20 protein-coding genes and 1 pseudogene are annotated in these 26,386 nt (G+C 55.0%); 5 read left to right on the top strand and 16 right to left on the bottom strand.

Translation table 11 applies throughout. From position 1 onward, the window contains the following. Positions 1 to 121: 121 nt before the first annotated feature. The 3 genes from rfbB (at position 122) to KRR55_RS16500 (ending at position 3,642) form a co-directional block, all read left to right on the top strand. Entirely contained in the window at positions 122 to 1,120 is a 999-nt protein-coding gene (gene rfbB, locus KRR55_RS16510; protein WP_217390409.1) for a dTDP-glucose 4,6-dehydratase, read from the top strand. 2 nt (positions 1,121 to 1,122) lie between these two features. Then, positions 1,123 to 2,577 (top strand): sugar nucleotide-binding protein, encoded by a 1,455-nt coding sequence (locus tag KRR55_RS16505; RefSeq protein ID WP_217390407.1) that lies wholly within the window; start codon positions 1,123 to 1,125, stop codon positions 2,575 to 2,577. Positions 2,578 to 2,676: 99 nt separating this feature from the next. Then, a complete protein-coding gene (locus KRR55_RS16500; protein ID WP_217390405.1) occupies positions 2,677 to 3,642 on the top strand; it encodes a glycosyltransferase family 61 protein in 966 nt (321 codons plus the stop codon). Between the two features lie 789 nt (positions 3,643 to 4,431). On the opposite strand, the gene KRR55_RS16495 is transcribed toward KRR55_RS16500, so the two are convergent. Continuing rightward, positions 4,432 to 4,587: a hypothetical protein gene (locus KRR55_RS16495; RefSeq protein ID WP_217390403.1), complete on the bottom strand. Its 156-nt coding sequence runs from the start codon at positions 4,585 to 4,587 to the stop codon at positions 4,432 to 4,434. A 530-nt stretch (positions 4,588 to 5,117) separates the two neighbouring features. Continuing rightward, a complete protein-coding gene (locus KRR55_RS16490) occupies positions 5,118 to 5,681 on the bottom strand; it encodes a CatB-related O-acetyltransferase (protein WP_217390401.1) in 564 nt (187 codons plus the stop codon). A 1,341-nt stretch (positions 5,682 to 7,022) separates the two neighbouring features. On the opposite strand from KRR55_RS16490, the gene KRR55_RS16485 reads away from it, so the two are divergent. Next, positions 7,023 to 7,727: a hypothetical protein gene (locus KRR55_RS16485; protein ID WP_217390399.1), complete on the top strand. Its 705-nt coding sequence runs from the start codon at positions 7,023 to 7,025 to the stop codon at positions 7,725 to 7,727. Between the two features lie 908 nt (positions 7,728 to 8,635). Here the strand turns inward: KRR55_RS16485 and KRR55_RS16480 are convergent. The 13 genes and pseudogenes from KRR55_RS16480 to KRR55_RS16425 all read right to left on the bottom strand — a co-directional run bounded on the left by KRR55_RS16480 (position 8,636) and on the right by KRR55_RS16425 (position 24,667). After that, positions 8,636 to 9,949, bottom strand: a complete 1,314-nt coding sequence (locus KRR55_RS16480) for a UDP-glucose dehydrogenase family protein (protein WP_217390502.1) — start codon at positions 9,947 to 9,949, stop codon at positions 8,636 to 8,638. Between the two features lie 101 nt (positions 9,950 to 10,050). Continuing rightward, on the bottom strand, positions 10,051 to 10,671 hold the full coding sequence (locus KRR55_RS16475; protein ID WP_217390396.1) for a hypothetical protein: 621 nt from the start codon (positions 10,669 to 10,671) through the stop codon (positions 10,051 to 10,053). Then, positions 10,668 to 12,095 (bottom strand): galactosyltransferase-related protein, encoded by a 1,428-nt coding sequence (locus KRR55_RS16470; protein ID WP_418888848.1) that lies wholly within the window; start codon positions 12,093 to 12,095, stop codon positions 10,668 to 10,670. Before KRR55_RS16470 ends, KRR55_RS16475 begins: the two co-directional genes overlap by 4 nt. A 123-nt stretch (positions 12,096 to 12,218) precedes the next feature. Further along, positions 12,219 to 12,569, bottom strand: a pseudogene (locus tag KRR55_RS20755) (glycosyltransferase family 2 protein); the annotation flags it as partial. Between the two features lie 420 nt (positions 12,570 to 12,989). After that, positions 12,990 to 13,607 carry an acyltransferase gene (locus tag KRR55_RS20410; protein ID WP_254456324.1) on the bottom strand — a complete coding sequence of 206 codons (618 nt, stop codon included), beginning with the start codon at positions 13,605 to 13,607 and terminating at the stop codon, positions 12,990 to 12,992. A gap of 46 nt (positions 13,608 to 13,653) precedes the next feature. Next, a complete protein-coding gene (locus KRR55_RS16460) occupies positions 13,654 to 15,471 on the bottom strand; it encodes a glycosyltransferase family protein (protein ID WP_217390392.1) in 1,818 nt (605 codons plus the stop codon). Continuing rightward, on the bottom strand, positions 15,468 to 16,106 hold the full coding sequence (locus KRR55_RS16455) for a hypothetical protein (RefSeq protein ID WP_217390389.1): 639 nt from the start codon (positions 16,104 to 16,106) through the stop codon (positions 15,468 to 15,470). The genes KRR55_RS16460 and KRR55_RS16455 overlap by 4 nt, the downstream gene beginning before the upstream one ends. 14 nt (positions 16,107 to 16,120) lie before the next feature. Then, the gene (locus KRR55_RS16450) at positions 16,121 to 17,491 is read right to left on the bottom strand and encodes a glycosyltransferase family 2 protein (RefSeq protein ID WP_217390386.1); all 1,371 of its coding nucleotides are present in this window, start codon (positions 17,489 to 17,491) and stop codon (positions 16,121 to 16,123) included. A gap of 15 nt (positions 17,492 to 17,506) precedes the next feature. Further along, complete coding sequence (locus tag KRR55_RS16445; protein WP_217390385.1) at positions 17,507 to 17,935, bottom strand: hypothetical protein; 429 nt, start codon at positions 17,933 to 17,935, stop codon at positions 17,507 to 17,509. Between the two features lie 231 nt (positions 17,936 to 18,166). Continuing rightward, a complete protein-coding gene (metG, locus tag KRR55_RS16440; protein WP_217390382.1) occupies positions 18,167 to 19,723 on the bottom strand; it encodes a methionine--tRNA ligase in 1,557 nt (518 codons plus the stop codon). Between the two features lie 44 nt (positions 19,724 to 19,767). Beyond that, complete coding sequence (locus KRR55_RS16435; RefSeq protein ID WP_217390380.1) at positions 19,768 to 20,814, bottom strand: NYN domain-containing protein; 1,047 nt, start codon at positions 20,812 to 20,814, stop codon at positions 19,768 to 19,770. A gap of 288 nt (positions 20,815 to 21,102) precedes the next feature. Next, positions 21,103 to 22,698, bottom strand: coding sequence for a phosphoglycerate dehydrogenase (gene serA / locus KRR55_RS16430; RefSeq protein ID WP_217390377.1), 1,596 nt, complete (start codon positions 22,696 to 22,698; stop codon positions 21,103 to 21,105). 376 nt (positions 22,699 to 23,074) lie between these two features. After that, positions 23,075 to 24,667: an ABC-F family ATP-binding cassette domain-containing protein gene (locus tag KRR55_RS16425; RefSeq protein ID WP_217390375.1), complete on the bottom strand. Its 1,593-nt coding sequence runs from the start codon at positions 24,665 to 24,667 to the stop codon at positions 23,075 to 23,077. 215 nt (positions 24,668 to 24,882) lie between these two features. Between KRR55_RS16425 and KRR55_RS16420 the strand changes: the two genes are divergently transcribed. After that, positions 24,883 to 25,119, top strand: coding sequence for a hypothetical protein (locus tag KRR55_RS16420; RefSeq protein ID WP_217390373.1), 237 nt, complete (start codon positions 24,883 to 24,885; stop codon positions 25,117 to 25,119). A gap of 41 nt (positions 25,120 to 25,160) precedes the next feature. Here the strand turns inward: KRR55_RS16420 and KRR55_RS16415 are convergent. Then, positions 25,161 to 26,386 (bottom strand): SH3 domain-containing protein (locus KRR55_RS16415; protein ID WP_217390370.1); only part of this gene is annotated, 1,226 nt, incomplete at its 5' end.

The raw sequence follows: 26,386 nt of genomic DNA, 5'->3' as shown, positions 1-26,386 counted from the left end.
AATCGTCACCGTATTCCAAAGAGGCTAGGGATGGCCCCGAAAACATATTATGACTACAAACACATGCACTGATTCTGAGCCTTAACCCCGTTAACTAGGTCAAGAGGGTAATCTGATGCCCATGAACAACATCCTAGTCACCGGTGGCGCCGGTTTCATCGGTTCAAACTTCGTGCACTACGTACTTGAACACACAGCTGCGAGTGTCACCGTCTTGGACAAGATGACCTACGCTGGAAATCGCGCGTCCTTGGACGGCTTGGATCCGCGGCGATTCCGCCTCGTTGAAGGCGATATCTGCGATGCAGGGTTGGTCGATGCCCTCGTGACCGAGGCCGACGCCATCGTGCATTACGCAGCAGAGTCCCACAACGACAATTCTCTTTCCGATCCGCGCCCATTCCTGGACACGAACATCATCGGTACCTTCACGCTACTCGAGGCTGCGCGCAAGCACGAGGTCCGTTACCACCATATCTCCACCGATGAGGTCTATGGCGACCTTGAGCTCGATGACCCGCAGCGGTTTACCGAAGACACCCCATACAACCCGTCCAGCCCATATTCAGCTACCAAAGCCGGTTCCGACCTGCTGGTGCGGGCTTGGATGCGCTCGTTCGGTGTTGCGGGGACGATCAGCAACTGCTCGAACAACTACGGGCCTTACCAGCACGTTGAGAAGTTCATCCCCCGCCAGATCACCAATCTCATCGATGGCGTGCGGCCCCGGCTCTATGGCAGCGGTGAGAATGTACGCGACTGGATCCACGCAGACGACCATTCCAGTGCCGTCTGGACGATCCTGAACCGCGGACTGATCGGTGAAACATACTTGATTGGTGCCGACGGGGAACATAACAACCTCGCCGTCGTGAAGTCCCTCCTGGACATCTTTGGCCAGCAGCACGACGCATTCGACCACGTCACCGACAGGGCGGGGCACGACCTGCGCTACGCGATCGACTCGACCAAGTTGCGGACCGAGCTTGGATGGACCCCGTCCCGTTCCGATTTTAGTGCCGGTCTGGCCGAAACCGTCGCGTGGTATCAACAGCACGAGCATTGGTGGCGCCCGCAGAAGGCAGCCACCGAAGCTTTGTACCAGAAGGCCGGCCACTGAGAATGGCTGACGTGAATCCTTCCCTCCCGCCGGCAGCTCTGCAGGCCACACCGGTTCCCGGCATACCGGGGATGCTCGTAATCCACATGCCCGTCCATGGCGACAACCGTGGCTGGTTCAAGGAGAACTGGCAACGCGCGAAGATGACTGCGCTGGGCCTGCCCGACTTCGGTCCGGTGCAGAACAACATTTCCTTCAACGCCGCTGTGGGCACCACCCGTGGCATCCATGCCGAACCGTGGGACAAATTTGTTTCGGTGGCCACCGGCCGGATTTTCGGTGCCTGGGTCGACCTGCGCGCCGGGGAAACCTTCGGGGCGGTCTTCACCACCGAACTGGATCCGGGAACAGCAGTGTATGTCCCCCGCGGGGTTGGCAACGCATTCCAAACGCTGGAACCTAATACCGCGTATAGCTATTTAGTGAATGACCACTGGTCCGCTGAGGCTACTGGCCAATACGCCTTCCTGAACCTTGCCGACGAGACCGCGGCCATCGACTGGCCTATTCCTTTGGAAGAGGCCGAGCTCTCGGACAAGGACCGCCAGCATCCACGCCTAGCCGACGTGGCACCCGTGCCACCGCTGCGCACATTGGTGCTAGGCGCTGGCGGTCAGCTCGGTACTGCACTGCGGCGCCGCTTCGCCGGACGCGAAGACGTCGACTTCGCCACGCGCGCCGATCTGGATCTCACCAACACCTCCGACCTAGTCGCCTACGACTGGTCCGGGTACAGCGCCGTCATCAATGCTGGCGCCTACACCCAGGTCGACGCGGCCGAGACCTCGGACGGGCGGGCCGCCGCCTGGGCGGCCAACGCCACGGGCGTGGCGGCACTGGCTCGTGTATGCATCGGGCACGGCCTAACCTTGGTCCATGTCTCCAGCGATTACGTGTTTGACGGAACTTCCACTCTCCCGTACACCGAGCAGGCTGCGCTATCCCCTCTGGGGGTCTATGGTCAGTCCAAGGCAGCCGGAGACTTGGCCGCGGCCACCGTTCCGAACCACTACTTGATCCGCACCAGCTGGGTTATCGGCGATGGTGGGAACTTCGTGGCCACCATGCTTAATCTGGCCACTAGGGGCATCGAGCCCAACGTCGTCAACGACCAGTTTGGCCGGCTGTCATTCACTGACACGATCGCGGCAGGCATCGACCACCTGTTGGCCACGGATGCACCGGCAGGTACCTACAACCTGACCAACGCCGGGGAACCTGCCAGCTGGGCCGACATCGCAGAGGAAACTTTCGCCGCTGCCGGTAGAGAGCGTCGGGCAGTCACCGGGATTAGTACCGCAGAGTACTTCGCCGGAAAACAAGCAGCACCACGCCCGCTGAACTCGGTGCTAGACCTAGCCAAGATCAGCGCGACGGGTTTCACCCCCCAGGACATGCATGAGGCCCTACGTTCCTACCTCGCCGACCGCAACACAAAAAATGCGGGTAAGGACTAAACAACCACGTTGGGTGCCGTATTCCCCATACTGCGAGCACGTCTCGTGAGTCTCATCGCCGTTTACCCTTTGATGGCTGACCTCGGTTAGGCTGGGCGCATGATCCCAGCAACTTCCCTTCCATGGAGCCGTCCTGCGGTGCCGTCCCTTGCTCCAGCGTCGTCGGCGGTGACTGTAGATCACGCTGTGCTCACGACCTTCCAAGTAAACAAGCTCGATGCGCGACATAGCACCGTTTCCGGTGCTGTGTACGTCGAAGGAAAACTGATTCCGAGCTCTCAGCGCGTCGGAGGCCGTGGCGGAGACCTAGTTACTTCTGCCGATCCAGAGACCATCGCCGGAACCGCCGGATTCAACAGGCTTTCCGGACGGTGGCTGTATGCTGGCAACTGGATGGGGCAGTTCGGGCACTTCATCACGGAGACTCTGACCACTATGTGGCCACGTCTACCGTTTGACGGCATCATCTGCCATCCGTTCATTTTCGGAAGCGCCATCGAACCCTGGCAGGTTGAATTGGTCCGGAGGCTCGGATTCGATGTCCCGATCATGGTCGCGAGGCAAGGATGCGTTGTTGACGAGCTCGTGGTGGCTCAACGCCCATTTATACTTAACGATTCTGTTTCCCCTCAAGCGGTAGGCGTCTGGAATCGAGTAGCGTCGCAGGGAAACCATTCGCGCAATGTTTTCCTCTCAAGGTCCAAGCTATTGAAGGACCCCCGACGCGTCGATGGTGACAACCGTTTGGACGACCTTATGGCGTCGAAGGGGTTCGACATCGTTCACCCTCAAGAGTTGTCCCTAAACGAGCAACTGGCTACGGTTGCCGATGCGGGAATCCTGTCCGGAGTTTCCGGCTCAGCCCTGCACTTGTCTGCGTTCGCACATCCCCATGCCAAGGTCTTGGAGATTGGTGATCCGAGGTCATCCTACCGCGCCCTCCCTAACCAGAGAGTCATTGACGACGCCATAGGAAGGCAATCTGGATACGTCCCCTTCATCGCTGATGGCGACAGAAGAAGCATTTCTGAGACGGAACGTATGCTTGGTGAGCTGATCGGCTAGAAGCCCTGATTGGTTGTCCTGACGAATGTGAGGCTGGGATCGGCACTTCCCATTTTCCCCGCGGATCTTACCCCTGCCGGTTTTCACTAACTACTCGATCTGTGTCATGAGCTGTTCGGTCTTGACGAAGGCGCGCACGGTGTTGTGCGTGACGCCGCAGATTTCCGCAGTGGCCAGGCAGGACCTGGATAGGTCGTAAGTAGCCAGAGAAGTTACTCTGGGCAGAACACAAGGAACCCCGGTTTATCGGGGTATCTGAGTTTCGGATCCGGGGCTTCTGACTACTATCCGCGGTTTCGGAGGTGTTGGTGGATGAGGTCCATGGCCCGCATTGGCAGATCGTGGGGACCGTGAGCAGTTCGAAGATCAGGTCGCCGGCGGGCTCCTGCGGGCCAATGTCGCTGTCCTGCTCCGAGGTCCGTGGCGTGACGAGTTTGGTGGAGTCCCGCGCGCGATAGGCCAGGAGGTCTTTGTAGCTGGTGATGGGTTGTTGTTTGAGGAGCTCATCAATGGCGCCGCCGAACTCATCCGTGGTGACGGGTTGCAGGTCGGTACCCAGGGTGGTGCCGGCGAACTAATTCAGGGTGGCGATCTTGGAGGTGAGCCTGCAGATCCGTGCGGCCAAGAGGCCCATGACCACGTCGCGGTTCCGGCAAGTATAAGCCTTTGAAGCACAGGCCGCCAGCTACGGTGTAGATCGCGTCGGGGTGCCCTTGGGCAGGCTGCGCAGATTCTGCATCCGGGCGTTGGCGTCCACCATGGTCCTGTCATTCAGGTCGGCCTTCAGGTCTATGATCGAGTGCCGCGGCAGGAACGATACGTTGCCAGGGTCTCGAGCTTGACCTTCCCGTCCTCGCCGTAGGCACGACGCACCAGCGCCGACTCATCGATGACCTCGACGCCGGACCAGTTCACCCGGCGAAAGGTGCTGATGGCGACATGCATAGCCGATACACCCCGTTTCGTGTCCCCGGATTACGCCTGTGGAGCGTGCAATGGAATACTTTCTGTGACATTTTTAATGCGAACAATCTTTTGGACACGGAAAAGCCCCGGAACGATGCGGTTCCGAGGCAAATCCCTATCGTAACTACTCTAAGTAGATCACACGGCCTCTCCCACCCGCAGGGGAGACGCTTATCAGCCGTTGAAGGTGATGCCCAGAGAGTCAAACCGCACCCAGGTGGGAGCTTACTCTCAAGCTGATCCTAGGGTTGTGCCAGCGGCGGCTTCCCATGCGGCTAAGGTGGCTTCGACTTCCCTAATTATGAGGTCGTGGCCAGCGGGCATAACCCCATGCGGCACGAACGGTGTCGACGATGCCGTGCAGGTCTCTCCGGACACGTCGTCGGCCTTCATCAGGATGATCAGTGGGCGGCCGTCATTTATTGGGGATGCCCCATTCTACGGCGACCCACCGTCGCTTACAGATTTTGCAATTCCGCCCGTATCGCACGCCAGAAGGGCGCGGTGGGCTATTTCGTTGCGGTAATTACCTCATCAGACCGGGTTGCCTGCAGCTTCTCGATGAGAAGGTTCACGTCCGGTTGGCAGAGAAAAGGGACGAGCGGCGATATCTGTTCGTCCGTCAGATCCCACCACTTCAGTTCGAGCAACTTTGCGATTGCTTCTCCATCAAATCGGTATTTGAGGACTTTGGCGGGGTTGCCGCCTACGATCGCGTAGGGCGGGACGTCCTTCGTAACGACGGCCTGTGTGGCAACGACGGCACCGTGTCCGATTGTAACGCCAGAAAGGATTGTGCAGCTTTGCCCAAGCCAAACGTCATTTTGGATGATCACGTCACCCTTGGAGGTCGGCTGCTGACCCTTGTCGTCAAACGGGAACTTGTCCGTGCTGAGCTTCCCGAACGGCCAAGTGGTAACCCAATCTGTCCTGTGGTTTCCGCCCGCTATGATCTGCACACCGCCGGCGATGCTGCAAAATGAACCGATCTTCACGCCTTTGGAGTTCGGCCATGTGGCGTGAAGGCGAATCTTTTCTTGACCGTAGGTGTATCGGCCCGCTGTTATGTCCATGAAAACATAGTAACCATGAAGGGTGCGAGAAACGTAAATGTTCGCTCTTTGCCTTTCAGCAGCCAATTAGGAAACGCTCATAGATAAGCACGACCAATCGACTTTTGGGTTGGACAATGATGTAGGCTAGATTCCGCTGTAGTTGTTCACTCGTTGCGTGCGAAGTTCGCAACGATCCTACCCCACTTTCGATGAACGGGCACGAGCCTGCTACTGGTGGCCAGGACCCGATTTCTGGGGCCATGGCGGGATCAACGCCCGCGGCCCGGGCCTCGGGCGCCGCCCCGCTCCAGGACCCAGCTAGGCGTCAACGAGCTGGCGGCTGGCGCCGCACCGTTTCGGGGCATTCGCAAGCACGGGGCGGACAGCAAAGCCCTGACCGAGAAGGGCCCCGGATTGGTCCAGGCACTGGTGGAACCCATCCGCCGATGGGACTCCGAATCGCTCTCTGTCCCGGACGCCCCTCTCGCCACAGCGGGGCTGGCCACCGAACTCGCCGGAATAGGCCGCCGGGTGGGATCGGTGGGGGCGAAACATAGGCTTCGCGCCTCATCCGGTGCTCCGGAAGCGACACGTGAACCCCACCTTCGCCCGTTTAATCGCCGTGGCGCATAGAAGACTTGGCGTTGCACTTTACGGGCCATCCGCGGGCGAATCTCGTGAATGAGCCTGGGAAACGACGATACCCGTCATCGCTACAAAGGTATAAAATATCAAGTCAGATCATTATTAGAGATCATTGCTGGTAGAACACTTACCGCCATCGCGGACAGAGTCGCACACCTCGGGGCGGCCAACACGAAGCGGAGATTTCGGTGAGTCAGGCGAAGAATGCCAGCGCATGCACCCGCGACTGCCGAAATGGCTTGACAATCTGCTGAAATGTCCTGCTTCTTAGCGCTGAGATGGCCTACATTCTGCTGACGAAACACATTCTGAACCACGTGTGCATGATATCCGGGGAAACCGCAATCAAATCGACCACGTGCGGACTGGACGCAAACACCCCGGGTGCGTCATCACGCCGCTAATGGAATACCGCATCGCACGGGCGCGAGTCTCATCATCAAGATCCCTACCACTTGCCATTGCTCGGTTCGCCTTGCTTTTCGAAGTGACCAACGATCCAAGTGTGACTCGCCATTTACTCTTGGGCGGCGAATTCCGGTACATCTGGATGGGGCATGGTGACCTTTCGAGAGGTTTAGTTGCTGCTGATAGGATTTACGAATGCATGCATTGGGGACCGTCGTAGAGACACTCGAAAAGAAATCCAATACTGGTTTATCCATTCATGGTGCTCTCGCTCGCCGGGATTCTGCCGAAAGACTAGTGTGTTTCATGCCGGCCGCACAAACTGGTACTGGCATCCGTCGTTGGAAACTGCTTTCTCGGTGGAACTGGCACACAGTCATGCCGAATCAACACGTCCTCGCGCTCTCTGATCCTGCTTTGGGCCTTGACGACGAAATTCGCGGGGCGTGGTACTTGCACCCGACCGACGATCTGCTCGAAGAGATGGCTGTCATGGTACAAGAGCAAGTTATTCGTCTGGGGCTTTCGAATGATCAAATCTTGTTCTATGGCTCGTCCCTAGGTGGGTTTGGGGCGCTCGGGATGGCTTCTTTGCTTCCTGGATCGAGTGCCATCGCCGAAATTCCACAAATTGATGTCTCCCAATGGCCTTCACCGGGATCTATCAAGGCGATGGAGAATAGGGTGCTAGGAAAGACGTTTTCTGAACATAGGATCGACCACCCCGAAATGGTAGATGTGCGTGACCGGTTTAAGAAGTCGAATCTCATTCCGCCGTTCTTGCTGGTTTCGAACGAGACCGATATGAGTATCGCCATTCAGCAGGATTTCATGGCGGATGTTGCTATGGCTGCTTTGCCTAGGGTTGGTCAGCAGAGAATGCTGCTGACCAACCATGTATCCGGCCATGCCGCTTTGGCACAGCTGGAGGCACTCGCGCTAATAGAGCAGTGGAGCGAGCGCGCCGAATTGACTAGGATTGAGGCTGTTAGGCTCGAGTCGATCACCTAACACATAGATGTTTTGCTTCGCACGCAGGTCACTCACATGATTTGTCGGGTTGGGCATCCGTGTTCTTGCGTCCGCATGGGGCCACACATTGAAGTCCATCAACACGATTTAAGTGCCATAAGTCCTGTGCTGACATGTCCTATTCTGATTTACCCTTAAACCTTACTCCACTAACACCGATTTTTCATCGTGTGCAGACGGGCCGCTGATTCCGTGAATTTTCCGGAATCGGGGGCCCGACCGCGTTTGCTGCATGCCACTGATGGCCATGTTGCCGGCCAGGGTGCTGAATAGCGTCAGAAGGTACGTCTGTTCTGGCTTGTTGGTACTGCTGTTCTGGGAACACAAAGCCATGAGATCGGTTGTCTACGAAGTAACAAGATCCGGTGTCCACGATGCTGCGAGATTACACACCAAGTCGTCAGAACATAGGTACCAACAGACGCTATTCAGCACTAGGCATATTTGCCAGCGGGTCCTCTGTCATCAGATGCCGGCGGCTGCTACATAGCGCCAGAGGGCACTCCTGTTCCGGCTTATTGGTACTCCCGTTCCGGCAACACGAAGTCATGAGATCGGTTGTCTGTCAAGGGCCATGAAAAGGTGTCTACGAAGTGACGCGATTTGGTGTCCATGTTGCGAGGTTACACACCAGATCGCCAGAACACCGGTACCAGCAAAGGCTATTTGGCAGGCGGCTCCATCTGGATACTTGTGGCGATTACCTTCAAGCCGGATTCGTGGACCACGGTTCAGCACATGCATACTTGCCAGTCGGGAAATACCAGAAAAGACTCTCCGTTAGCATGGCCAGCAACATTTGCGCGGCAGAACGAAACCGCCTCCGACCTCCAATTACGAAAAGGTGGTCGGAGGCGGATCTGTTCATACAGGCTAAGCGAACTCCTCTACGGTCGGCCCATTGCCTTCACATGCCAACCGGCCGCTCGCCATTTATCAATATCAAGTACATTTCGACCGTCCAAAATCAAAGGTCGACTGACGATTTGAGACCAAGCAACAGGATCAGCTTCCGTGTAATCCTCCCACTCGGTCAACAAAATTAGTGCTTCCGCACCCTTGATTGCCTCCGTTAGATCTTGCTCATACTGTAATTCTGGGAAACGTTTACGTGCATTGGACAGCGCTTCTGGATCTGTCACAGTTACGATTGCACCGAGCAACTGCAGCTGGGCGCTAACCGACAGTGCTGGCGAGTCTCTTACATCGTCAGAATTGGGTTTGAATGCCGCTCCCAGCACCGTAATGCGCTGGCCTAATAGTGAGCCGCCAAGTTCTTCTCGCACGAGCTCGACGACTCGTTCTCGTCGACGCATGTTAATTGCATCGACTTCCCTTAGAAAAGTTAAAGCTTGATCAGCGCCAAGTTCCCCTGCACGGGCCATAAAGGCACGAATATCCTTCGGCAGGCACCCACCGCCAAATCCAACACCCGCATTCAAGAACTTTCTTCCAATTCGGTCGTCGAGACCTATGGAGTCGGCCAGAACTTTGACATCAGCTCCTGTGGCTTCACAAATCTCCGCCATTGCATTTATGAAACTAATCTTCGTTGCCAGGAATGAATTCGCTGACGTTTTCACGAGTTCGGCGGTCGCATATCCCATTGTCAGCCGTGGCGTGTCGGCATCCAAAATCTGCCGATACACCTCGTCCAATAGTTCGATCGCACGAGCTCCCTGTGAATCATCGGAAACACCATATATCAGTCTGTCCGGCGCCAGAGTGTCTTTTACAGCGTGACCCTCGCGGAGGAACTCAGGATTCCATGCAAGGATTGCTTCAGGCTGAATATCCCTCAACTTATCGGCAAGACGCTCGGCCGTTCCAACGGGAACAGTGGATTTTCCCGCAATGAGCGCCCCAGGCTTGATATGCTGCGTGATTGATGCAAATCCCGCATCTACGTACTTAAGATCAGCTGCGTTTTCACCTTTCCGCTGCGGCGTCCCTACACACAGAAAATGAACATCCGCATCAGCTGCATCAGCCATGTTCGTGGAGAATGAAAGTGATCCAGATTTCTGCGCTTCACTGAGTAATTCCGGCAGGCCGGGCTCAAAGAAAGGCGCCTTCGAGGCTTGAAGGTCTGCAATCTTACTAGCGTCCACATCAATGCCGATTACATCGTGGCCAAGTTTCGCCATGGCAGCTGCATGAACGGCGCCAAGATAGCCGCATCCGACTACTGAAATTTTCATCAAATCTCTTTTCTTACTGTTTGGACTGATCGAAAAAATGATCATTTTTGGTTTCTTGAAGTCCTCAAAAAACTATTTGAATTAGGCCAAGCGTGAGGCACTCAAGTCAACGAAATCGTAAGACCGAGTCCAACGGCACCCAAGAGTGACTGCAAGTGCCTTCGTTCATTCTCGCTAATAATTGCCTGAAATCGCAATTTGTCTATCCCAAATTCCTCCGCTGCCAAAACAGCAACTGCGAGCATTGGTCGATGCTCTGCTTCTTTAGGGACGCAACCGGCCAATACATATGCGTTCGAAGACACTTGGAAATGACCCTCCTGCCGAAGTGCTCCTACATACTTTCCGTGGGGAAGAATTCTCAAGGATCGACTCGTCTCGGATTCAGTAGCCGCAGGGCCAACAAGAACCTGCGCTTCATACTCTCCGCCAGCCAAACGCTTTGGCGTGTAGTCAATTTTCTCCGGGCGTACACGCGCCGGGAAAGCGTCGTCCTCAATAGCGGAAGCGAGCTCGGGACAAATCGCTTCAGGAAATTTTACGCCACCGCTGATCCAAGAACCAAAGGCCAGATATCCAGCAAGTGCAACCCGCTCCGGATTCAACTCTGACGGAACGTAGTCGACAAAGAATCGACTAATCGGCGTGACTGCATCATATGCTTCGACTTCAGTAAGCAATGAAAATCGACCAGAAGATTCTGTTTCTGAAATTATCCTCATGATCCAATTTCCCAATCCGGTTGACTTAATATAAATCGGACTCTTCCGTCTGCGAACTCCAAAATATTACTGGTTTCCAGTGCATTATTGGAAAAGAAAAGCGTCGCCTTTTCATGGTCATCTAATCCCAATCGCTCAACTTTGATGCACAAAGGACGTGCATCAGGAGTTGCGAACCCACGCCCATCATGTTCACCTTCAACGACAATTACTGCGTGCGGAATCACATCCGATTGCCCAATAGCGAACATTGCCTCAGAAATTATCCACCGGATTCCACGTCCCGAGTTTTCCGCCTGATCGATCGGTTCCAGATCAACGGTAAAATCACATCCCAAGTTTCGCAATCTGGCAAGATCAGTCAGCGAAGCGTTTCCGAGGACGCCTAGCCTGGAAGTGATTTCATCGTCTCGCTTGACCACAGAAAATTCTAAAGAACCGTCAAATTTCTCGCTCGCAAGTGTTTCGACGGGTCCCCCGGTGATTTTAGCAATTCTGCTGGTATCGCTATCGGAGAACAAGGGCCATAGTATCCGTCTTATTTCCGAAGGAATTTCGTATCGGCGAATCGAAGATTGAACTGACTCCTTTGCCTCGACCAAACAAATGGCATTCTCGCTGAATAAAACTTCAGCACCGAGACTATTCAATATTTCCAAGAATCCTGGATTAATGGTTGAGATATTCTGTTCGCGAGACAAGGAACGGAGTATGTCCGTTTGTGCGAGAACACCGAGAAGTGTATTTGTTCGATTTTCATCCCCGATTGGCATGAATCCGAACCCGTTCGTTTCAGGGTCGAAGGCTAGCTGACGTGGTACGACCGCTCGCACTGAACCCTGCGCATCGACCAATAGCTCCTCTAAAAACGTTTCGGGGAGGCAGTAGCTAGAGTCCAGAACAATAGTGTATTTCCCCGCGGCAACCTCCAACATGGAATCTAGATCGCCAACTTGGCAGTCCACTTCTCGCACCAACGACTCAATCGTTGCCGCCTGAACCTGTCCTCCCGTTGCCGAAACCAATACCTCAACGTCACGGATGTTTTGCAAAGCTATGGTGTCTGCTAGCCTGCCATCCTTAATTGATTCATAGCCACTGAGGAGACAGATGCTGATTAGAGGCGGCGCTTCAGGTAACGAATTGTTCCAAATTGTTCGATTTCGGGCCACTGTTCCATCATTATCGAAAATACTCCGGTTTTGCTTTAGTGCGGCGATAGCCGCTGGAGAATCTTGTAGTGCATCAGCCGAGGATGGATGCCACATGTGATACATGCGCGCCTTTTGATCCTCTACCCAAACCATTCGCAGGCCGGCACGGCGTGCACGTGCGGCAAAGTCCATATCTTCCCGGCCATAGGTGTGCATTCTCTCGTCGAAACCTCGAAGAACACCGTATGAATGGCGATCAATTGCCATCATGCCTCCGACGCCCCACCTGGGCCTTAGTCGTGACACCGCCTCAAGTTCTTTCCAATTAACGTGACCAGTGGATAGACTTTGGACTGTAAGTGACGGCGGAAGATCACGACATTGTAGGTAGAGAGCGCTAGATCCTGAAGCCTGCCACCAAGTATGAATTGTCTCCAAAGTGCCCGGGGCAAACAACATGTCCGCGTCCGTTGAAATGAACAGCCTCCCTCGGGCTTGGGCAAACCCAGCGTTTAAGGCTTCTGAACGCGACCAAACAGTCACATTGTCAATCCTCACGAGCCTGGAACCAGTGATTTCCGCGGCCGCACGTGCCGGCTCGGGATCCGTCGAACCATAGTCAACTAAAATTACCTCGCCATTACACGTACCAAAGGCTGCTTGAAGCGAACCAAGCGCTAGACGTAATCGCTCTTGGCCCCAGTTTCGAAAGCCAATAACAACGGATACTTCGCATACATCCATGTCAGATCTTCTTTCCAGGAAGAATGACCCGGCTCAGACTAGTGGATAGGGCAGGCCCTATCACAAATGCCTCAACCGCAAGTCCCCTAAGAGATTGCTCCGGGCCGGAGCCCTGAGGCTTCCAATTCCGACAGTGCACTTGCATTCTCCGCGCACCGGCAGGAATCTCAAAACGCGGGCTTCTATAAGGTGTCTTTAAAGGCAATGCAGAAACATAAACAAATGCCGATTCAAGGCTCGCAGACCATGAGAGCTCAGATATCTGGATCGACGAGTAAGTTTCTTTAGTTGCAAAACCCAATGTGATTATGTATTCTTGGTCCGCAAGGGTGCGGTCAAAGGAAGCTACGATCACAGCACTATCACAGTCAGCTGGCAGTTCGAAATTCATTGTTGTGGCGCAAGGAAGATTGCCTAACACTACTGCGGTTCCTCCAGCTGGCGAATAACTCTCGCTGGCACTCCAGCTGCGACCGAATTCGGGGGAACGTTGTCCCTAACTAGTGCACCTGCAGCCACGATTGATCCCGCCCCAATAGTTACGCCACCCAGGACCGTCACTCCGGCTCCGAGCCAAGCACCTTCACCTATCAGGATAGCCTCAGTTTTACCCGGTCCAGCCCGGTGACTTGCCTGTCCAATGTGGTGCGAGTCGGTGATGAGTCGCACGAATGGGCCAAGGGAAACGCCGTCCTCAATCGTCACGCCAGAACGTATATACGCGTCACGGTTGATGAAGACTCGTGAACCGATGGTCAAGGGACCCAGCAATTCACCTCCTCGAAGGATCTTAGTTCGGTCACCCACAAGGATCGGCGTTCTTTCAGTGGCCGAAAAAGTCACCCCGTTACCTATATTGCATCCTTCACCAACAGTTACGTACGGGGGACGTTTAAAAGCTGGTCGGCCTGCTGGATCCTGTTTCGCTCGGGAGTCCGACAAATATCGAACTGTGCGCTCAAGCTCTATGAGCCTACTTTTCAAGTAGTCGATTTCCGCGTAAGCATCAAACGAGACGCTTTCTAATTGCTCGTTCATTTTTCCCATCCTTGCTATTCTGTGTTGGCATTCATGTTCGCCTTATTCATGCTTCGACGGTCTCGAACAGTGGAGCTGTCCAGTCGATGGGGCCAAAAGCATTCTGCGCCAACTCGAATCGACCATTAACTAGATCCCACCATGCGCCCAAAACGCGATCTTGGTCCAAGCAATTCAGGGCACGAAAGCGTTCCATTTGAATACGTCGCCAGTGCGCATCCCTCGATTGCAATACCCACTGCGCTGCTCGTTCAAGATCCTGAAAAACAAAGTCGTCTGGCCAAAGGGTCCCTATGCCAGGCCAATTTCGCGCAACTGGCAGAGCGCCTGAAGCAATGCCTTCCGCCAACGCCACATGAGACCCTTCAATGTCGGACGTCGAAAGAATTACACCGATTTGCTGATACCACGTAGCCATGTCGCGGCCCGGCGCATCGAAGTGAACTGAATTGCGAAGGAGCGGATTCAACTCCAAGCGGCGAAGTACACTGCCCCATTGTTCGGCCTGTAGAGGCTGCTTTTCCCAGTTGATATGCGCGGGGGGCAGGTCTCCACGGACCCGTAGAGTGTAGCGCAGGTCCTCAGATCGCAATTCTTCCAACAAATCTAAAGCCAAATCCAGTCGTTTCAGATCCGGTGTGATCCCAACAATGCCCAATGTGAACTCCGCGCCGACGAGTTTTTCCCTGTGAAAGTATCGCGAGTTAACGTAGTTCGGGATATAGACCATCTTGTCAGCGGGCCAGTCAAATTGTTGAACTAGGGCCCTACCTACCCAAGGAACAATCACCACACCAGCATAGTATCGTTGCATATCGATTTTGTGTGGAAAATCAGTTGTAACTTCGTATCGATGAGCCCTAACAATCAGCTTTTGGTTCTTCCTGGCACGCTCTTGTATCCACACGTTATTTGGTCGCGCCCACTCTCCAATGACGACTTCCGATCTATCAAGCAGTGCTTGAGATCGGTTCGAGTCAGATGGTGCGCCGAGGTGTATCCACTCGTCAAAGGTTACATTCGATCCAGAATGACGCGCCAGATCCCGACCCAACTCATCGATGAAAGTTAGTTTGGTACCTTGGACAAGGATATTTAGCGCCTTACCAACGAGTGAAGTCCCCTGCATAATTTGGCCTACAAGTCCCGCGTTAGCAACTTGGCTTGTTCGGGCCGGATCATCGAGACAGTGATCTGGCGTTGTTACAACTGTAGATGCTGGGCTTGGCTCCCTTCGTGGCTCAAAACCCCAATCCGTACCAGAAAAGTGCAGGCCTTTGTCTCTTTCGACTGTCTTAGCAGAACCAAAACTCCAATGATTGGTTTCGAGGCCGCCGCTGACACCCTTTTGGGCATTGAATAGATCGTTATCCCACTCGTCGGTCAAATCAAGCTGATCAGGATCGATGATGTGCCACTCTGGAACTAAGATCCTGACATCAGCTCGATAGCTTGCGAGTTCCTGCTCAATTATTCTTTGCGACAGCGAACTATCCGTGAAGATAACAGTATCTCTATCGCATTCCTCGCTTAGACCGTCGGACCAAGCCAACGTCTTTTCACGCCATCCAGCGTAGGAAGTCGGAATTACGATAAGCACGAATGAGCAACCCATTTGCCCATCAAATATCTTTCTCCCAGATTTTAGTGCCCTGATGCTCTCGCAAAAAACAACAATGCGAGTGTTGTCTTTTAGAGATTCAGTGATGTTTTGCAGAGCATGGGTGTGTGTCAACACAGTTGGAACACTATTATCGCTGAGCGCTCGTACAAGGGCATATCTCATCCCGAGCAGGCCAGATCGCTGACCCTGCTTAACGTCGCTAACAATAACGGCCGTTGGCAATTGGTCATTTTCAATCATCCAATGGCCTCGAATGTTGTTTCAAGCCCAGCAATACGACAGAGACGAGAGATGATATCTCTCTCCTCGCCCGAAACGTCAGGTAAGGTTAGACCTTCGGCCAAAAAATCATTTGCAAACAAGACTCCAGCAGCGGCCAATACTCGTGCTGGATCAACGTAAGTCGCATGCAGCCACGCGTTAGAGGCAACTACCGCTTCTTTTATGCCAAGTAGACCGCCGTAATAACGTTCACTAGGAAATAGTGTAAGGCGAGTCTCGTCGCGCCCAGGAGTTTCACGAGCCAAATCCAGCCCCAACGACACCCGTAACGACGTTACCTTTAAGAGCGAATCCAGCTGGCCCACAGATGAGTTTTCAATTAACTCGACGGAATCAGATTCAACAGGAAATCCGATTACCTGAGAAATTTCCGCTACTGCCGTATCAGGCATCTCACCATTAACTTTAAGACGCTTCAGAGACCCCGAGCCATAAAGTAAGGCACCGGCCACGGCCGTTTGTGTCGCGCTCACGCTTGAGGGTGAAACGTCAAACAACAAACTTGCAAGTTCCGGGTTTACTTCACCCGTCTCAACTTCAACAGACAGTGCTGTTCGTGCGGCACCATCTGCCTGCTGGAAAATGATATGCATTCTTACGCTACCTTTCAGACAGACTTGCTGTCGGTGCCAGGCACCAATTCCATCGAGACCCTGTCTTGCACTGCGTCGATTCCACCGCTTGCAAGGATCCGATAATCGAAATCAGAAGCTGTGAAGATAACGGCATTGAGCCTCACTGCAGCTTCAAGAGAGTTAAACTCGATTATTCCGGCCATAAACTCATCTCTGCCACGACCTGTAACAAAACGGTTCACCGCTAGCTTTTTCTGCTGATCCGTCCACATACGTGATTCACCGATTACCAACGCAATATATGGCGAGGTGCCAAAATTATCTTCCGGATTACTGTCGAGCCAACCAAGAGCAAATTCGGTGAGCAGTGTCCGGTTGTCCTTCCTTCTGATCTTCGGTTCAAGCTCGATACCTTGAAGCAAGGATTCGATTTCTGGACGCTCGCGGACCCGGACAGTAACGTTGTCCTGAGATGCACCACTGCCACATCGCTGAACGAAGTCAAACCAATCCATCGCGCTTGCATCGTCAAGGGCCAGCCTTTGAAGGGTGCCGAGTTGATCCTCAACATAGTTCGTTGATAATAGGAAGCCCGATCGCTTTACAAGATGATCCGGAATGAATCCTAAGAATTTAGTTTCCCACTTCTTTTTGTCCACGGCACCCCAATCACGACGAGCTTCTTTACTCAAAGTATCGATTTCATCTTCGCTGAATCCGCGTTTGATAAAGGCAAGGTTCATCTGAGCGACGTATTTCTGCCCTTTTCCGCCTTGGTCAGTGATACGGCCGCTATGAACTCTCCGCAGAAGGCATATAACCCCACTATGCTTGAATCGAACCCCTGATCGCAACATCCTGAATGTCAAGTTGTTATCGACCGCGCTCTCGATGCCCTCGTCATAACGGAACTTCCTGATCAAATCGGTACGAACTAACCAGGTTGAGTGTCCAGGGGCGAAGCCAGTCATCAGCGCAGGGCCAAAACCGTAGTTTCGCCCATGGTGTAACTGAAGCTTGCCTGATGCGTCGTCAAAATTGATGAAGGCGCCGTAAATGAAATCGACTGAGTCATCGGCGTACTTCAATTGTTCTTCAAGGCGCGTTGGCAACATAATGTCGTCGTCGTCGTGAACTGCCGTCCATAGTCCCCTGGAGTGGTCCGCTCCCGTATTACGTGCCGCGGAAATTCCGCGGCCATGCCCCCGAACGTACTTGACGCGAGAGTCGATCACCGACTCAACCACGTCACGGGTGTCATCGGTTGATCCGTCATCGACGACAACGAGTTCGAGATTCCGAAATGTCTGGTTGAGAACTGAATGCATGCTTTGTTTAAGTAAGCCGGCTCGATTTCGAGTGGCCATGACAACACTGATTAGCGGTAGTTGTTCCTGATCCATTGGCAAGTGGCGTCCTTAGTGCGTCGACACGGCTGAGGCCGTTAGAATTTCATTAAAATGCCTAGCAGGACCGTGAGTTGAAGCACGGACTTTTGCGAGACATTTAATATTATTAGGAAAGTTAACAACACTCTTACGCGCCCAGCGAACGATGACGAAATCCATCGTCGATGCGATACCTCGATTGTTGAATTCTTGATTCAGTTCAACGTAGGCTAAGTCGCCACCGACATAGGAAAATCTGGCATCGAGGCCCGCAGAGAAACTCATCGTCGCCAGGCTCGGATAGAGGGGGACCAATCCCTTCGCAGGGAGCAGAACGAAATCCCTCTCTCCACTTCCCGGAGCAGCGACAATTAGTCGCTGCGGCGAGGCGCCGGAAGGAACCTTAAATGAATATTTTCTGGCTTCATAACCGGAAATTGCTCCAAAATCAGACACCATTTTAATCTCCTAGTCCTATTGCATTAGTTTTTATCAACATTTAATATGTTCATCAAATCTTGACAATGAATCGTAAGAACTCCATGGCGAATAAGTTATCTTGATCGTGGCATCCGTCGGCGCCTCGAGATCAGTGAAGTGCACTGCACTGCACTTAATATTGTTTGCGCCCAAATGAACACATCTTCGCCTCAATTCTTTGCTATCAGAATTAAATAACTAATATTTTTGTTAGTTTACATTTTCGTAATATTTCGGAAAGATGGGGAAAGGCGCCGGAAGAACGGCGGTAGGCGCCAATGAGACATCGAACTCTGTCAGTTCGCGTGCCGAGCCGTCGGCCTGTCCCAAAAGGGTAAGAAGCTGAGCGGCGGCAGTTGGCATGACAGGCTGAATCAAGAGCGCGACACGGCGAAGTACCTCAAGGGTTACGTAAAGAACGGTTTCCATCCTTGCAACGTCGGTTTTCCGCAGCACCCACGGCGCCTGATCTGCGAAGTAGGCGTTGGTATCTCCCAAGACCGTCCAGATCGCTTCCAAAGCCTTGCTGAATTCTTGACGCGAGAATGCGTCGCGACAGATCTCGAGCAACTTGCTCGCATAGGCCAAGATTTCTTGATCAGCTACGGTGAATTCTCCAGGAGTGGGAACCAAACCCCCACAGTTATTGGCCACCATGGATAGAGAACGTTGCGCAAGGTTGCCTAGGTTGTTAGCAAGGTCCGAGTTCATACGGCCGACGATGGTGTCGTGGCTGTAACTGCCATCGGCACCAAAAGGTACCTCTCGCAGGAAGAAGTAGCGGACCTGGTCCAGACCGTACTGTGACACGAAATCTGTAGGAGCTACAACGTTGCCCAAGGACTTGGACATCTTCACGCCGTTATTGTGAAGGAAACCATGGATCATGACGCGCTTTGGCAACGGCAATTTCGCAGACATCAGGAAGGCCGGCCAGTAGATCGCGTGGAAGCGCGAGATATCCTTGCCAATGACGTGGACGTCAGCCGGCCAATACCTCTTGAAAGACTCTGATTCAACATCAGGGAAGCCAGTGCCCGTCAGGTAGTTGGTCAACGCATCGACCCACACGTACATGACGTGGTCCTTGTTGCCCGGTACCGGAACCCCCCAGTCGAAGGTGGTGCGTGAAATTGACAGGTCCTCCAGCCCTCGCTCAACGAAGCGAATCACCTCGTTGAACCGGGTATGGGGTGCGCCAAAGTCAGGCACGGACTTATAAAGCTCGAGCAGCCTGTCCTGATACGCCGAGAGGCGGAAGAAGTAAGACTCTTCTTCGGTCCAGGTAACTTCGGTGTCAGTTTCCTTGGAATAGCGAAGACCGTCTGCTCGGACCTCCGTGTCTACCTCGGCGTGGAAGGCCTCATCACGGACCGAATACCAACCGGCATACTTATCGAGGTAGATGTCACCGTTGGCCTCCATGCGCTTCCAGATGGCCTGGGCGGCTGCATAGTGGTCCGAATCCGTGGTGCGGATGAATCGGTCATAGCTAATGCCCAGCTCGTCGTTCATGGCCTGGAAGGCATCCGAATTTCGTTGCGCGAGCTGGCGCGGGGTGATGCCCTCGCTTTCTGCCGTCTGCAGCATTTTCTGCCCGTGTTCATCCGTACCGGTCATGAAGAATACGTCGTAGCCATCTAGGCGTTTGAAGCGCGCCATGGCGTCGGTAGCGATCACCTCATAGGCGTGCCCAATGTGGGGAACGCCGTTCGGGTAGGAGATGGCCGTGGTGATGTAAAACGGAGTCTGCTCAGAAGTCACCATAGAAATCTATCGTAGATTGGCTCCAATATGCCCATCGGAGACAGTTATGTGAGCTGATCGAGCTCGTCCCAAAAAGCAACGCGAAGTGCGCGGCGAATATCTTGCAGATCGGTCTTCCATTCACCAAGTCGTTGGGCGCAATCTTTAAGTAGCACCCGATCGATCTCCGGCGGTAGAAGTGGGCGGTCGGCGAGTAGTTCTTTCAGTTCGGTTTCAGTCGTGCTTGCGTACCAATTTGTTGCCACGCTGCTACCCACTTCCGTGGCCACTTCCATGGCGCTTGGGTCCTTGGTTGCTCCTCCCGTAAATCCGGATGAGTGGTGGGTCGAGCTATAGACCAGTTGGTAGTCAGCAGGTGCCGGCGCTTGCACAGGCGATTGAAACTTGGTGCGCTGGTTCAGCAACGCGGGAGTAGGAGGCTTCGGTGCACCGGGCTTCGGTATCGTCGGATCCGGCACCGACAGCGCCACTACTTCCTTGGCTGTGGCGCCCGCGCTAGCGATATTGGCAGTTTGAGTCGCATGTTCGGCATCCCACGATACCGCCTTCACAAAGGACGACTTTATGAGCTCCTCAGGCAATGTAATGATGCTATCCACGCGCAAGGCAAGGTGCTCGGCAACGGAGGCTACACCAAGTCGGTGGTCAGCCTTCTCCACACCGATAAGAACGACTTTCATGCCCAGATCCTGTGCCTCTTCGACGGCCTCGGCGAGATCATCATCACCAGAAACGAGGAAGGCAACCGAGGCAGCGCGGTTACGGGCGATGCCGACTAGGTCAAGGCCTAGCTTCAGGTCAACGCCCTTTTGCTCACCGTTGAAGGAAATTCGACCCAGTCTTACCTTCACACCGGGAATTAGGCCAATGCGCTTATGCTGATCTGTAAAGATTGCATCCTTGGCTGCGTCGTACCAGTAGATCCTTAGGTTTTCCAAGCCGCTGAAGTCCTTGGCAGTATTGAGGATCCCTTCGATCAGAGCTTCATAGTTGACGGTAAAGGCTGCACGCAACGTAGTTCCGGAGGCACGATGTCCTCCAACGGCTAGCAAAAAACTGGCATCCACGAAAATAGCGCTCTGAGACATCATCACTCAATCCTATGCCGTTCAAAGCAAGCGTTTGAGAAACGCGCTGAGCACCTGAGCTATTTCTAGTGACTTCCCAGACCGGCACGGCCCGGAGAAGTTACAGAAGGCAAGATCACTGGATGAGTGCCCAACACCCGCTGTGGCATTCAATATCCCAGAACGTCAGGCATAGCGGGTCTAAAAATATTGAAGCGTGCCCGCACGCCATCCCGTGTCCTCTTCAGCAAAGATCTAAGAAGTACACCGGAGGCGTGCGGAGCACGCTAACTATTCCGATCTGGCGGGTATTTAGTCCTCGAGGTTGATCTCTCGGGCGACGGTGGCGCCAATGGCGGCACGAACGATGTCCAGCACTCCGGCCGGCAGGGCAGAGTCAATGGCCAGCACAGCAACTGCCTCGCCGCGCTCTTCCTTGCGGGCCACCTGCATGCCGCCAATGTTCACGCCTTGCTCTCCCAGCACGTTGCCCAAGGTGCCAATGACGCCCGGGCGGTCGGCATAGCGAAGAACGATCATGTGATCGGTGATCGGGATTTCGATTTCGTAACCGTTGATGCCAACGAGCTTTTCGATCTGCTTCGGACCGGTCAGTGTGCCGGCAACCGAAAGCTGCGTGCCCTCGGTGGAAGCGCCCTTGACCGTGAGCAGGTTGCGGTATTCCGGCGAATCCGGGGTGGTGACCAAACGAGTGGCCACGCCACGCTGTTCGGCGAGCACCGGGGCGTTGACGTAGGAAACCTGGTCGGAGACAACGTCCATGAAGACACCCTTGAGGGCGGAAAGCTCCAGCGCCTTCACGTCCAGGGAAGCGATCTCGCCGGCAACGACCACGTCGATGCTCGTCAAGGAACCAACGGTCAAAGCGTTGAAGATGCGCCCCAACTTCTCGATCAGCGGGATACCCGGGCGAACGTTTTCATCGATGACACCGCCGGCAACATTGACCGCGTCCGGGACAAGTTCCCCGGCCAGTGCTAGGCGAACGGATTTTGCCACGGAGACGCCGGCCTTTTCCTGGGCTTCGTCGGTTGAGGCACCCAGGTGCGGGGTGACAGTGACGTTTTCGAATTCAAAGAAGGGCAGGTCGGTGCTCGGTTCCTGGACGAAGACGTCGATGCCGGCCCCGGCGATTTCCTCGTTCTTCAGCGCCGTGTAGAGAGCGTCCTGGTCAACCAGACCGCCGCGGGCCACGTTGATGACGTATGCGGAGTTTTTCATCTTGGCAAAGGCGTCCTTGCCAAGCATGCCCACGGTCTCCGGGGTCTTGGGCATGTGGATGGTGACGAAGTCGGACTGTGCCAACAATTCGTCCAGGTCCACGAGGTTGACGCCGAGCTGCTGTGCGCGGGCCGGGGTGATGTACGGGTCGTAGGCAAGGATTTCCATGCCGAAGCCCTGCAGGCGCGCTGCCACGAGCGCACCGATACGTCCCAGGCCGATGATGCCTGCCTTCTTTTCGAACAGCTCAACTCCGGTGTAGGAGCTGCGCTTCCAGGCGCCGCCCTTGAGCGAGGCGTTGGCGGCCGGGATACGGCGGGCCAGGGAAACAATGTGGCCCACGGTCAATTCGGCGGCCGAAATGATGTTGGAGGTCGGGGCGTTCACGACCATGACGCCGGCCTGGGTGGCGGCCTTGATGTCCACGTTGTCCAGGCCAACGCCCGCGCGGGCAATAACCTTCAGGTTCTTGGCTGCGGCGATGGCTTCGGCATCGACCTGGGTGGCGGAACGCACGAGGATGGCATCAACGTCGGCAATGGCAGCCAGCAGCTGGGAGCGGTCCGCACCGTCGGTCTGGCGAATCTCGAAATCGGGACCCAAGGCCGCAATGGTTGCGGGCGAGAGTTCTTCGGCCAATAGGACGACTGGCTTGTTTACAGACACGGGGGTGGCACCTTTGCTATTTCAGTGGGCTGGATGCATGGTTCGGGATCGTCCGGACCAGAAAGGCCAGAATATCGCCCGCCCCGTCATATGCCCGGTTCCACGGCGGGATGTTACGGGATCACGCCGCCATATTGTGAGCATCTTCACATGCGGTTGGATTCGCCAAAAAAGTATGGCGCATCGCCGAGTGTGGGTGTCGGGCCGCCCACTTAGCTGCCGATTGTGGAATCGCAGGTGGCAGACCAACCGGGTGCATTGTCCATGAGCGGCAAGATCCATAACCGGAATGTGGGGTGAAAGGGTGGAACGTATTTTTCGGCTGCCGCCAGAAAACCGCCCACCTATCTTGCTCCCAATGACCTTCGGATTGTGTTCAGGCCCCGCGGACAACAACCTCGCCCACCTTGGCGTGCTCCGTCCCGAACACCAGGTAGCGGTTGGCGATCTTCTCGGTGAAGAACCGGTCGTGGCTGACCACCACCACGGCCCCGGGGAAGTGAAGAAGCGCGCGCTCCATCACCTGCGTACTGGACATGTCCAAGTGATTCGTGGGCTCATCCAGGATCAGTACCGAGGCACCCGAGAGAAGGCACATGGCCATTGCCACCCTGGCACGCTGGCCGCCGGATAGGTTTCCAATGCGGTTCTTCAAGTCGGCCTCGGAGAACTGGAACATGGCCAGGAACCGATTTACCGACTTCTTCGTTGCATTAAAGGCCAATGAATTCGGCATGGCATTGACCGCGTGGGTCACGGTGTCGTCCGGATCCAGCTCCTCAAGGATCTCGTTGTAGGAGACCACCGCCGCGCCCTTGGTCCAGGTCACGTATCCCGAATCCTGCTTTTCCTGTTCGGTCAGAACACGAAGCAGTGTGGACTTGCCGCTGCCGTTGGCACCGAGAATCACCATGCGGTTCCCGCGGCGCACCTCGAAGCTGAGCTCGGTGAAGAGTGTTTTCTCGCCATAGGCCTTCGACAGGCCCTCGACCCGGCAGAGGGTGTCCTTGATGTGCAGGCCGCCGTAGATTTCCGTGATGATCTTGTCCACGGGGCGAGGGGCACGCGACTTCTTGATCTTGGAAAGCTTGTTATCCAGGCCCTTGCTAGCGGCCTTGGCTGCTTCTCTTCGGTCAGAGATTCCTTCGGCTTCAAAGGCCAGGAGTTCGGACTCGTGGAGGAACTGCGATTCGAGGGACTTGAGCTTGAACTGCTTCGCCACCACGTACTCGGCGAAGTTTCCCGGGTATTCGTGAAGGTGGAAATTCTCCACCTCGATGATTCGTGTAACCACCGAGTCCAGGAACTTGCGGTCGTGCGAAACAATGATCGCCGCACCCTTGAATGACTTGAACCAGTTTTCCAGCCATTCAACACCTGCAATATCAAGGAAGTTGGTCGGCTCATCCAGCAAGAGCACATCCGGGTCCTCGAGCAGGATCTTCGCCAGCGCTGCACGGTTGCGCCAGCCACCGGAGAGAGAATCAATGGGGCAAATCCTATGGGCTTCGTCAAAGCCCAATTTAGTGAGAACAGTGTCAATGGAACGGGGGTAATCCCAGCCATCCAGCCGATCCATGGATTCAAAGAGCTCGGACTGGCGGTGAATCAACCGATCCATTTCATCGGCCTGGGGATCAGCGGCGATGGCCGAATCAATCTCGGCTAACTCCGCTTCGATGGTCTTGACCTCCACAAAAAGTGCATCAAGCACCTCGGTGATGGTGGAGGCCCCGTTGAGTTCTGAGAACTGGGAGAAGTAGCCAATCTTGGTTCCCAGCTCAACCGCGACCGTGCCGGCGTCCGGTTCAACTTGATCGAGGATCAGTTTCAGCAAGGTTGACTTGCCCGAACCGTTCCTTCCAATAAGACCGACCCGGTCCCCCGCTTCAAGCTTGAAGAATGCCTCGCGCAGGATCTGGTTGTTTTCGAATCGCACGCTGACGTCGTTTAGCCGGATCAAGCTCATGGTGGTGTGGTCCTATCAAGAGTGTTGGTGGTGGAAAGTCGGGCACGTTCCGCCTAAGGGGTCCGCTCGGTGAAATGGACACGAGCCAATACCGCGAAGCACCATCACTGATTCTACAAGGCCGGGTACAAACCCTCCCGCCGGATCGGCCAGCACGGCCGAGCATGGTGGCGCGATTCCTGTTCGAATGCCAGACTGGTGGGAGGAGGCGTGCCGTGTCTGCAAATGAATTCACCGGTTCACGCGACAGTTCTGCCCACGAACAACTTGTCTGGGACTACATCGAATCACTGCCAACGAGTGAGATCGACAACATCATCGGTCGCGCCGAGCGCAAGGTGGAGAAAATCGCCTACGGCATGCTGATGGCCGGACGGCCCCTTGACCTTAAGATCCGTAAACGGCTGATCCAGTCTGCGATCCAGCGTGAACTGAACATCCGCGCAGGTTGACACCAGTGGATTCCCCTGCTTCGGGGAACCCAACATGGGGCCTACTTGACCAGCGGCGCGCCGGTCCCTGAATCTCCGTACGTCTCCACATGGATATGGTCCAGGTGCAGCGTCGTATCGTTCCACATGTTGACGAACTGTTGGCCATACTTGCCGGATTTAGAATACTCTTCCCATCCCTTTGTAGGTCCCAACCAGATTTTGTCATCCCAAATCAAGTAGTTGACCCCCAGCGACTTGCGGTTGGCAATCAGGAACCGTGCAATTTCGTTGCCATTGCTGATTCCCTGGGCGCTCTTGTAGTTCTTGATCATGAGGTCCGTCGCCCGGCCGCTACTGTGTCCCACCGAGCCCGGCCGAACGCCGCCATAGGCTGAAACGTAGCCCGCATACCTTGCTCTCACTGCATTATTGACTGCCACGGTGTCGGGTTGGAGCGTGGCAACGACATCCTTGGAGAGGTAGTCCTCGCTCATCCATCCGATGCCAAGGCTGGTGACCACGCGGGCCCATCCGTTGCTTGATTGCAGGTAAGTGACTCGGTCGCCGGCCTGGACCACGCCCAAGATCGGGTGCACAATCGAATTTCCCGTGCGGAGGTTTACGTTGCCCTTTGCCCAACGGTACTGGGTGGTTACCGGCGGCGGTGGCGCCACGGTGGAGAGGTAAACAACGCTCACCCAGCCGGTCCCCTTGCTGGTCTTGACGTTGGCCCAGCCACCCGAGGTACGCCCGAGCAGGATTCGCTCGCCCTGCGGAACAACGCCAATTGAGCCATGGCTGGTTCCGGGACCCGAGCGGAGGTTTAGATGCGCCGTCGTCCAGCGCGGGGCACTGAACACGATTTCATTGGGCTTCGATGGGGTCGGCTTCACAACCGGCGGCTTTGGAGCCACGGTAGAAAGATAGTCGTCGCTCACCCAGCCCGTGCCCTTGCTGGTCTTGACGTTGGCCCAGCCACCGGAGGATCGTCCGAGCAGGACCCGCTCGCCCTCCGGAACGACACCAATGGAGCCGTTGCTGGTGCCGGGACCCGAGCGGAGGTTCAGATTCGCCGTGGTCCAGCGCGGGGCGCTGAATGTCACAGTGGGCTTGGGCGGTAAAGACTGCACCATCTTGGTGGAAAGCTTGCTGGACTGGATCCAGCCGATGCCTGCGCTCGTGCGCACCTGCTGCCACGAACCCGAGGTCCGCAACCACTGGATCCTCGTGTTGTTCGAAAGGGTGGCAATCCTCTTGCTGGTGGTTCTTGTGCTCTGGAAGACGA

The organism is Paeniglutamicibacter quisquiliarum (assembly GCF_019084045.1).
Taxonomy (GTDB): Bacteria; Actinomycetota; Actinomycetes; order Actinomycetales; family Micrococcaceae; genus Paeniglutamicibacter; species Paeniglutamicibacter quisquiliarum.
Note: the sequence above shows the minus strand (reverse complement) of the source record. Positions and strands in the feature narration are given on the sequence as shown.

Bases quoted from the DNA above. Each gene is read 5' to 3' on its own strand.
- rfbB (WP_217390409.1), top strand. From the start codon at position 122: ATGAACAACATCCTAGTCACCGGTGGCGCCGGTTTCATCGGTTCAAAC.
- KRR55_RS16505 (WP_217390407.1), top strand. From the start codon at position 1,123: ATGGCTGACGTGAATCCTTCCCTCCCGCCGGCAGCTCTGCAGGCCACA.
- KRR55_RS16500 (WP_217390405.1), top strand. From the start codon at position 2,677: ATGATCCCAGCAACTTCCCTTCCATGGAGCCGTCCTGCGGTGCCGTCC.
- KRR55_RS16495 (WP_217390403.1), bottom strand. From the start codon at position 4,587: ATGCATGTCGCCATCAGCACCTTTCGCCGGGTGAACTGGTCCGGCGTC.
- KRR55_RS16490 (WP_217390401.1), bottom strand. From the start codon at position 5,681: ATGGACATAACAGCGGGCCGATACACCTACGGTCAAGAAAAGATTCGC.
- KRR55_RS16485 (WP_217390399.1), top strand. From the start codon at position 7,023: ATGCCGGCCGCACAAACTGGTACTGGCATCCGTCGTTGGAAACTGCTT.
- KRR55_RS16480 (WP_217390502.1), bottom strand. From the start codon at position 9,949: ATGAAAATTTCAGTAGTCGGATGCGGCTATCTTGGCGCCGTTCATGCA.
- KRR55_RS16475 (WP_217390396.1), bottom strand. From the start codon at position 10,671: ATGAGGATAATTTCAGAAACAGAATCTTCTGGTCGATTTTCATTGCTT.
- KRR55_RS16470 (WP_418888848.1), bottom strand. From the start codon at position 12,095: ATGATGGCAATTGATCGCCATTCATACGGTGTTCTTCGAGGTTTCGAC.
- KRR55_RS20410 (WP_254456324.1), bottom strand. From the start codon at position 13,607: ATGAACGAGCAATTAGAAAGCGTCTCGTTTGATGCTTACGCGGAAATC.
- KRR55_RS16460 (WP_217390392.1), bottom strand. From the start codon at position 15,471: ATGATTGAAAATGACCAATTGCCAACGGCCGTTATTGTTAGCGACGTT.
- KRR55_RS16455 (WP_217390389.1), bottom strand. From the start codon at position 16,106: ATGCATATCATTTTCCAGCAGGCAGATGGTGCCGCACGAACAGCACTG.
- KRR55_RS16450 (WP_217390386.1), bottom strand. From the start codon at position 17,491: ATGGATCAGGAACAACTACCGCTAATCAGTGTTGTCATGGCCACTCGA.
- KRR55_RS16445 (WP_217390385.1), bottom strand. From the start codon at position 17,935: ATGGTGTCTGATTTTGGAGCAATTTCCGGTTATGAAGCCAGAAAATAT.
- metG (WP_217390382.1), bottom strand. From the start codon at position 19,723: ATGGTGACTTCTGAGCAGACTCCGTTTTACATCACCACGGCCATCTCC.
- KRR55_RS16435 (WP_217390380.1), bottom strand. From the start codon at position 20,814: ATGATGTCTCAGAGCGCTATTTTCGTGGATGCCAGTTTTTTGCTAGCC.
- KRR55_RS16425 (WP_217390375.1), bottom strand. From the start codon at position 24,667: ATGAGCTTGATCCGGCTAAACGACGTCAGCGTGCGATTCGAAAACAAC.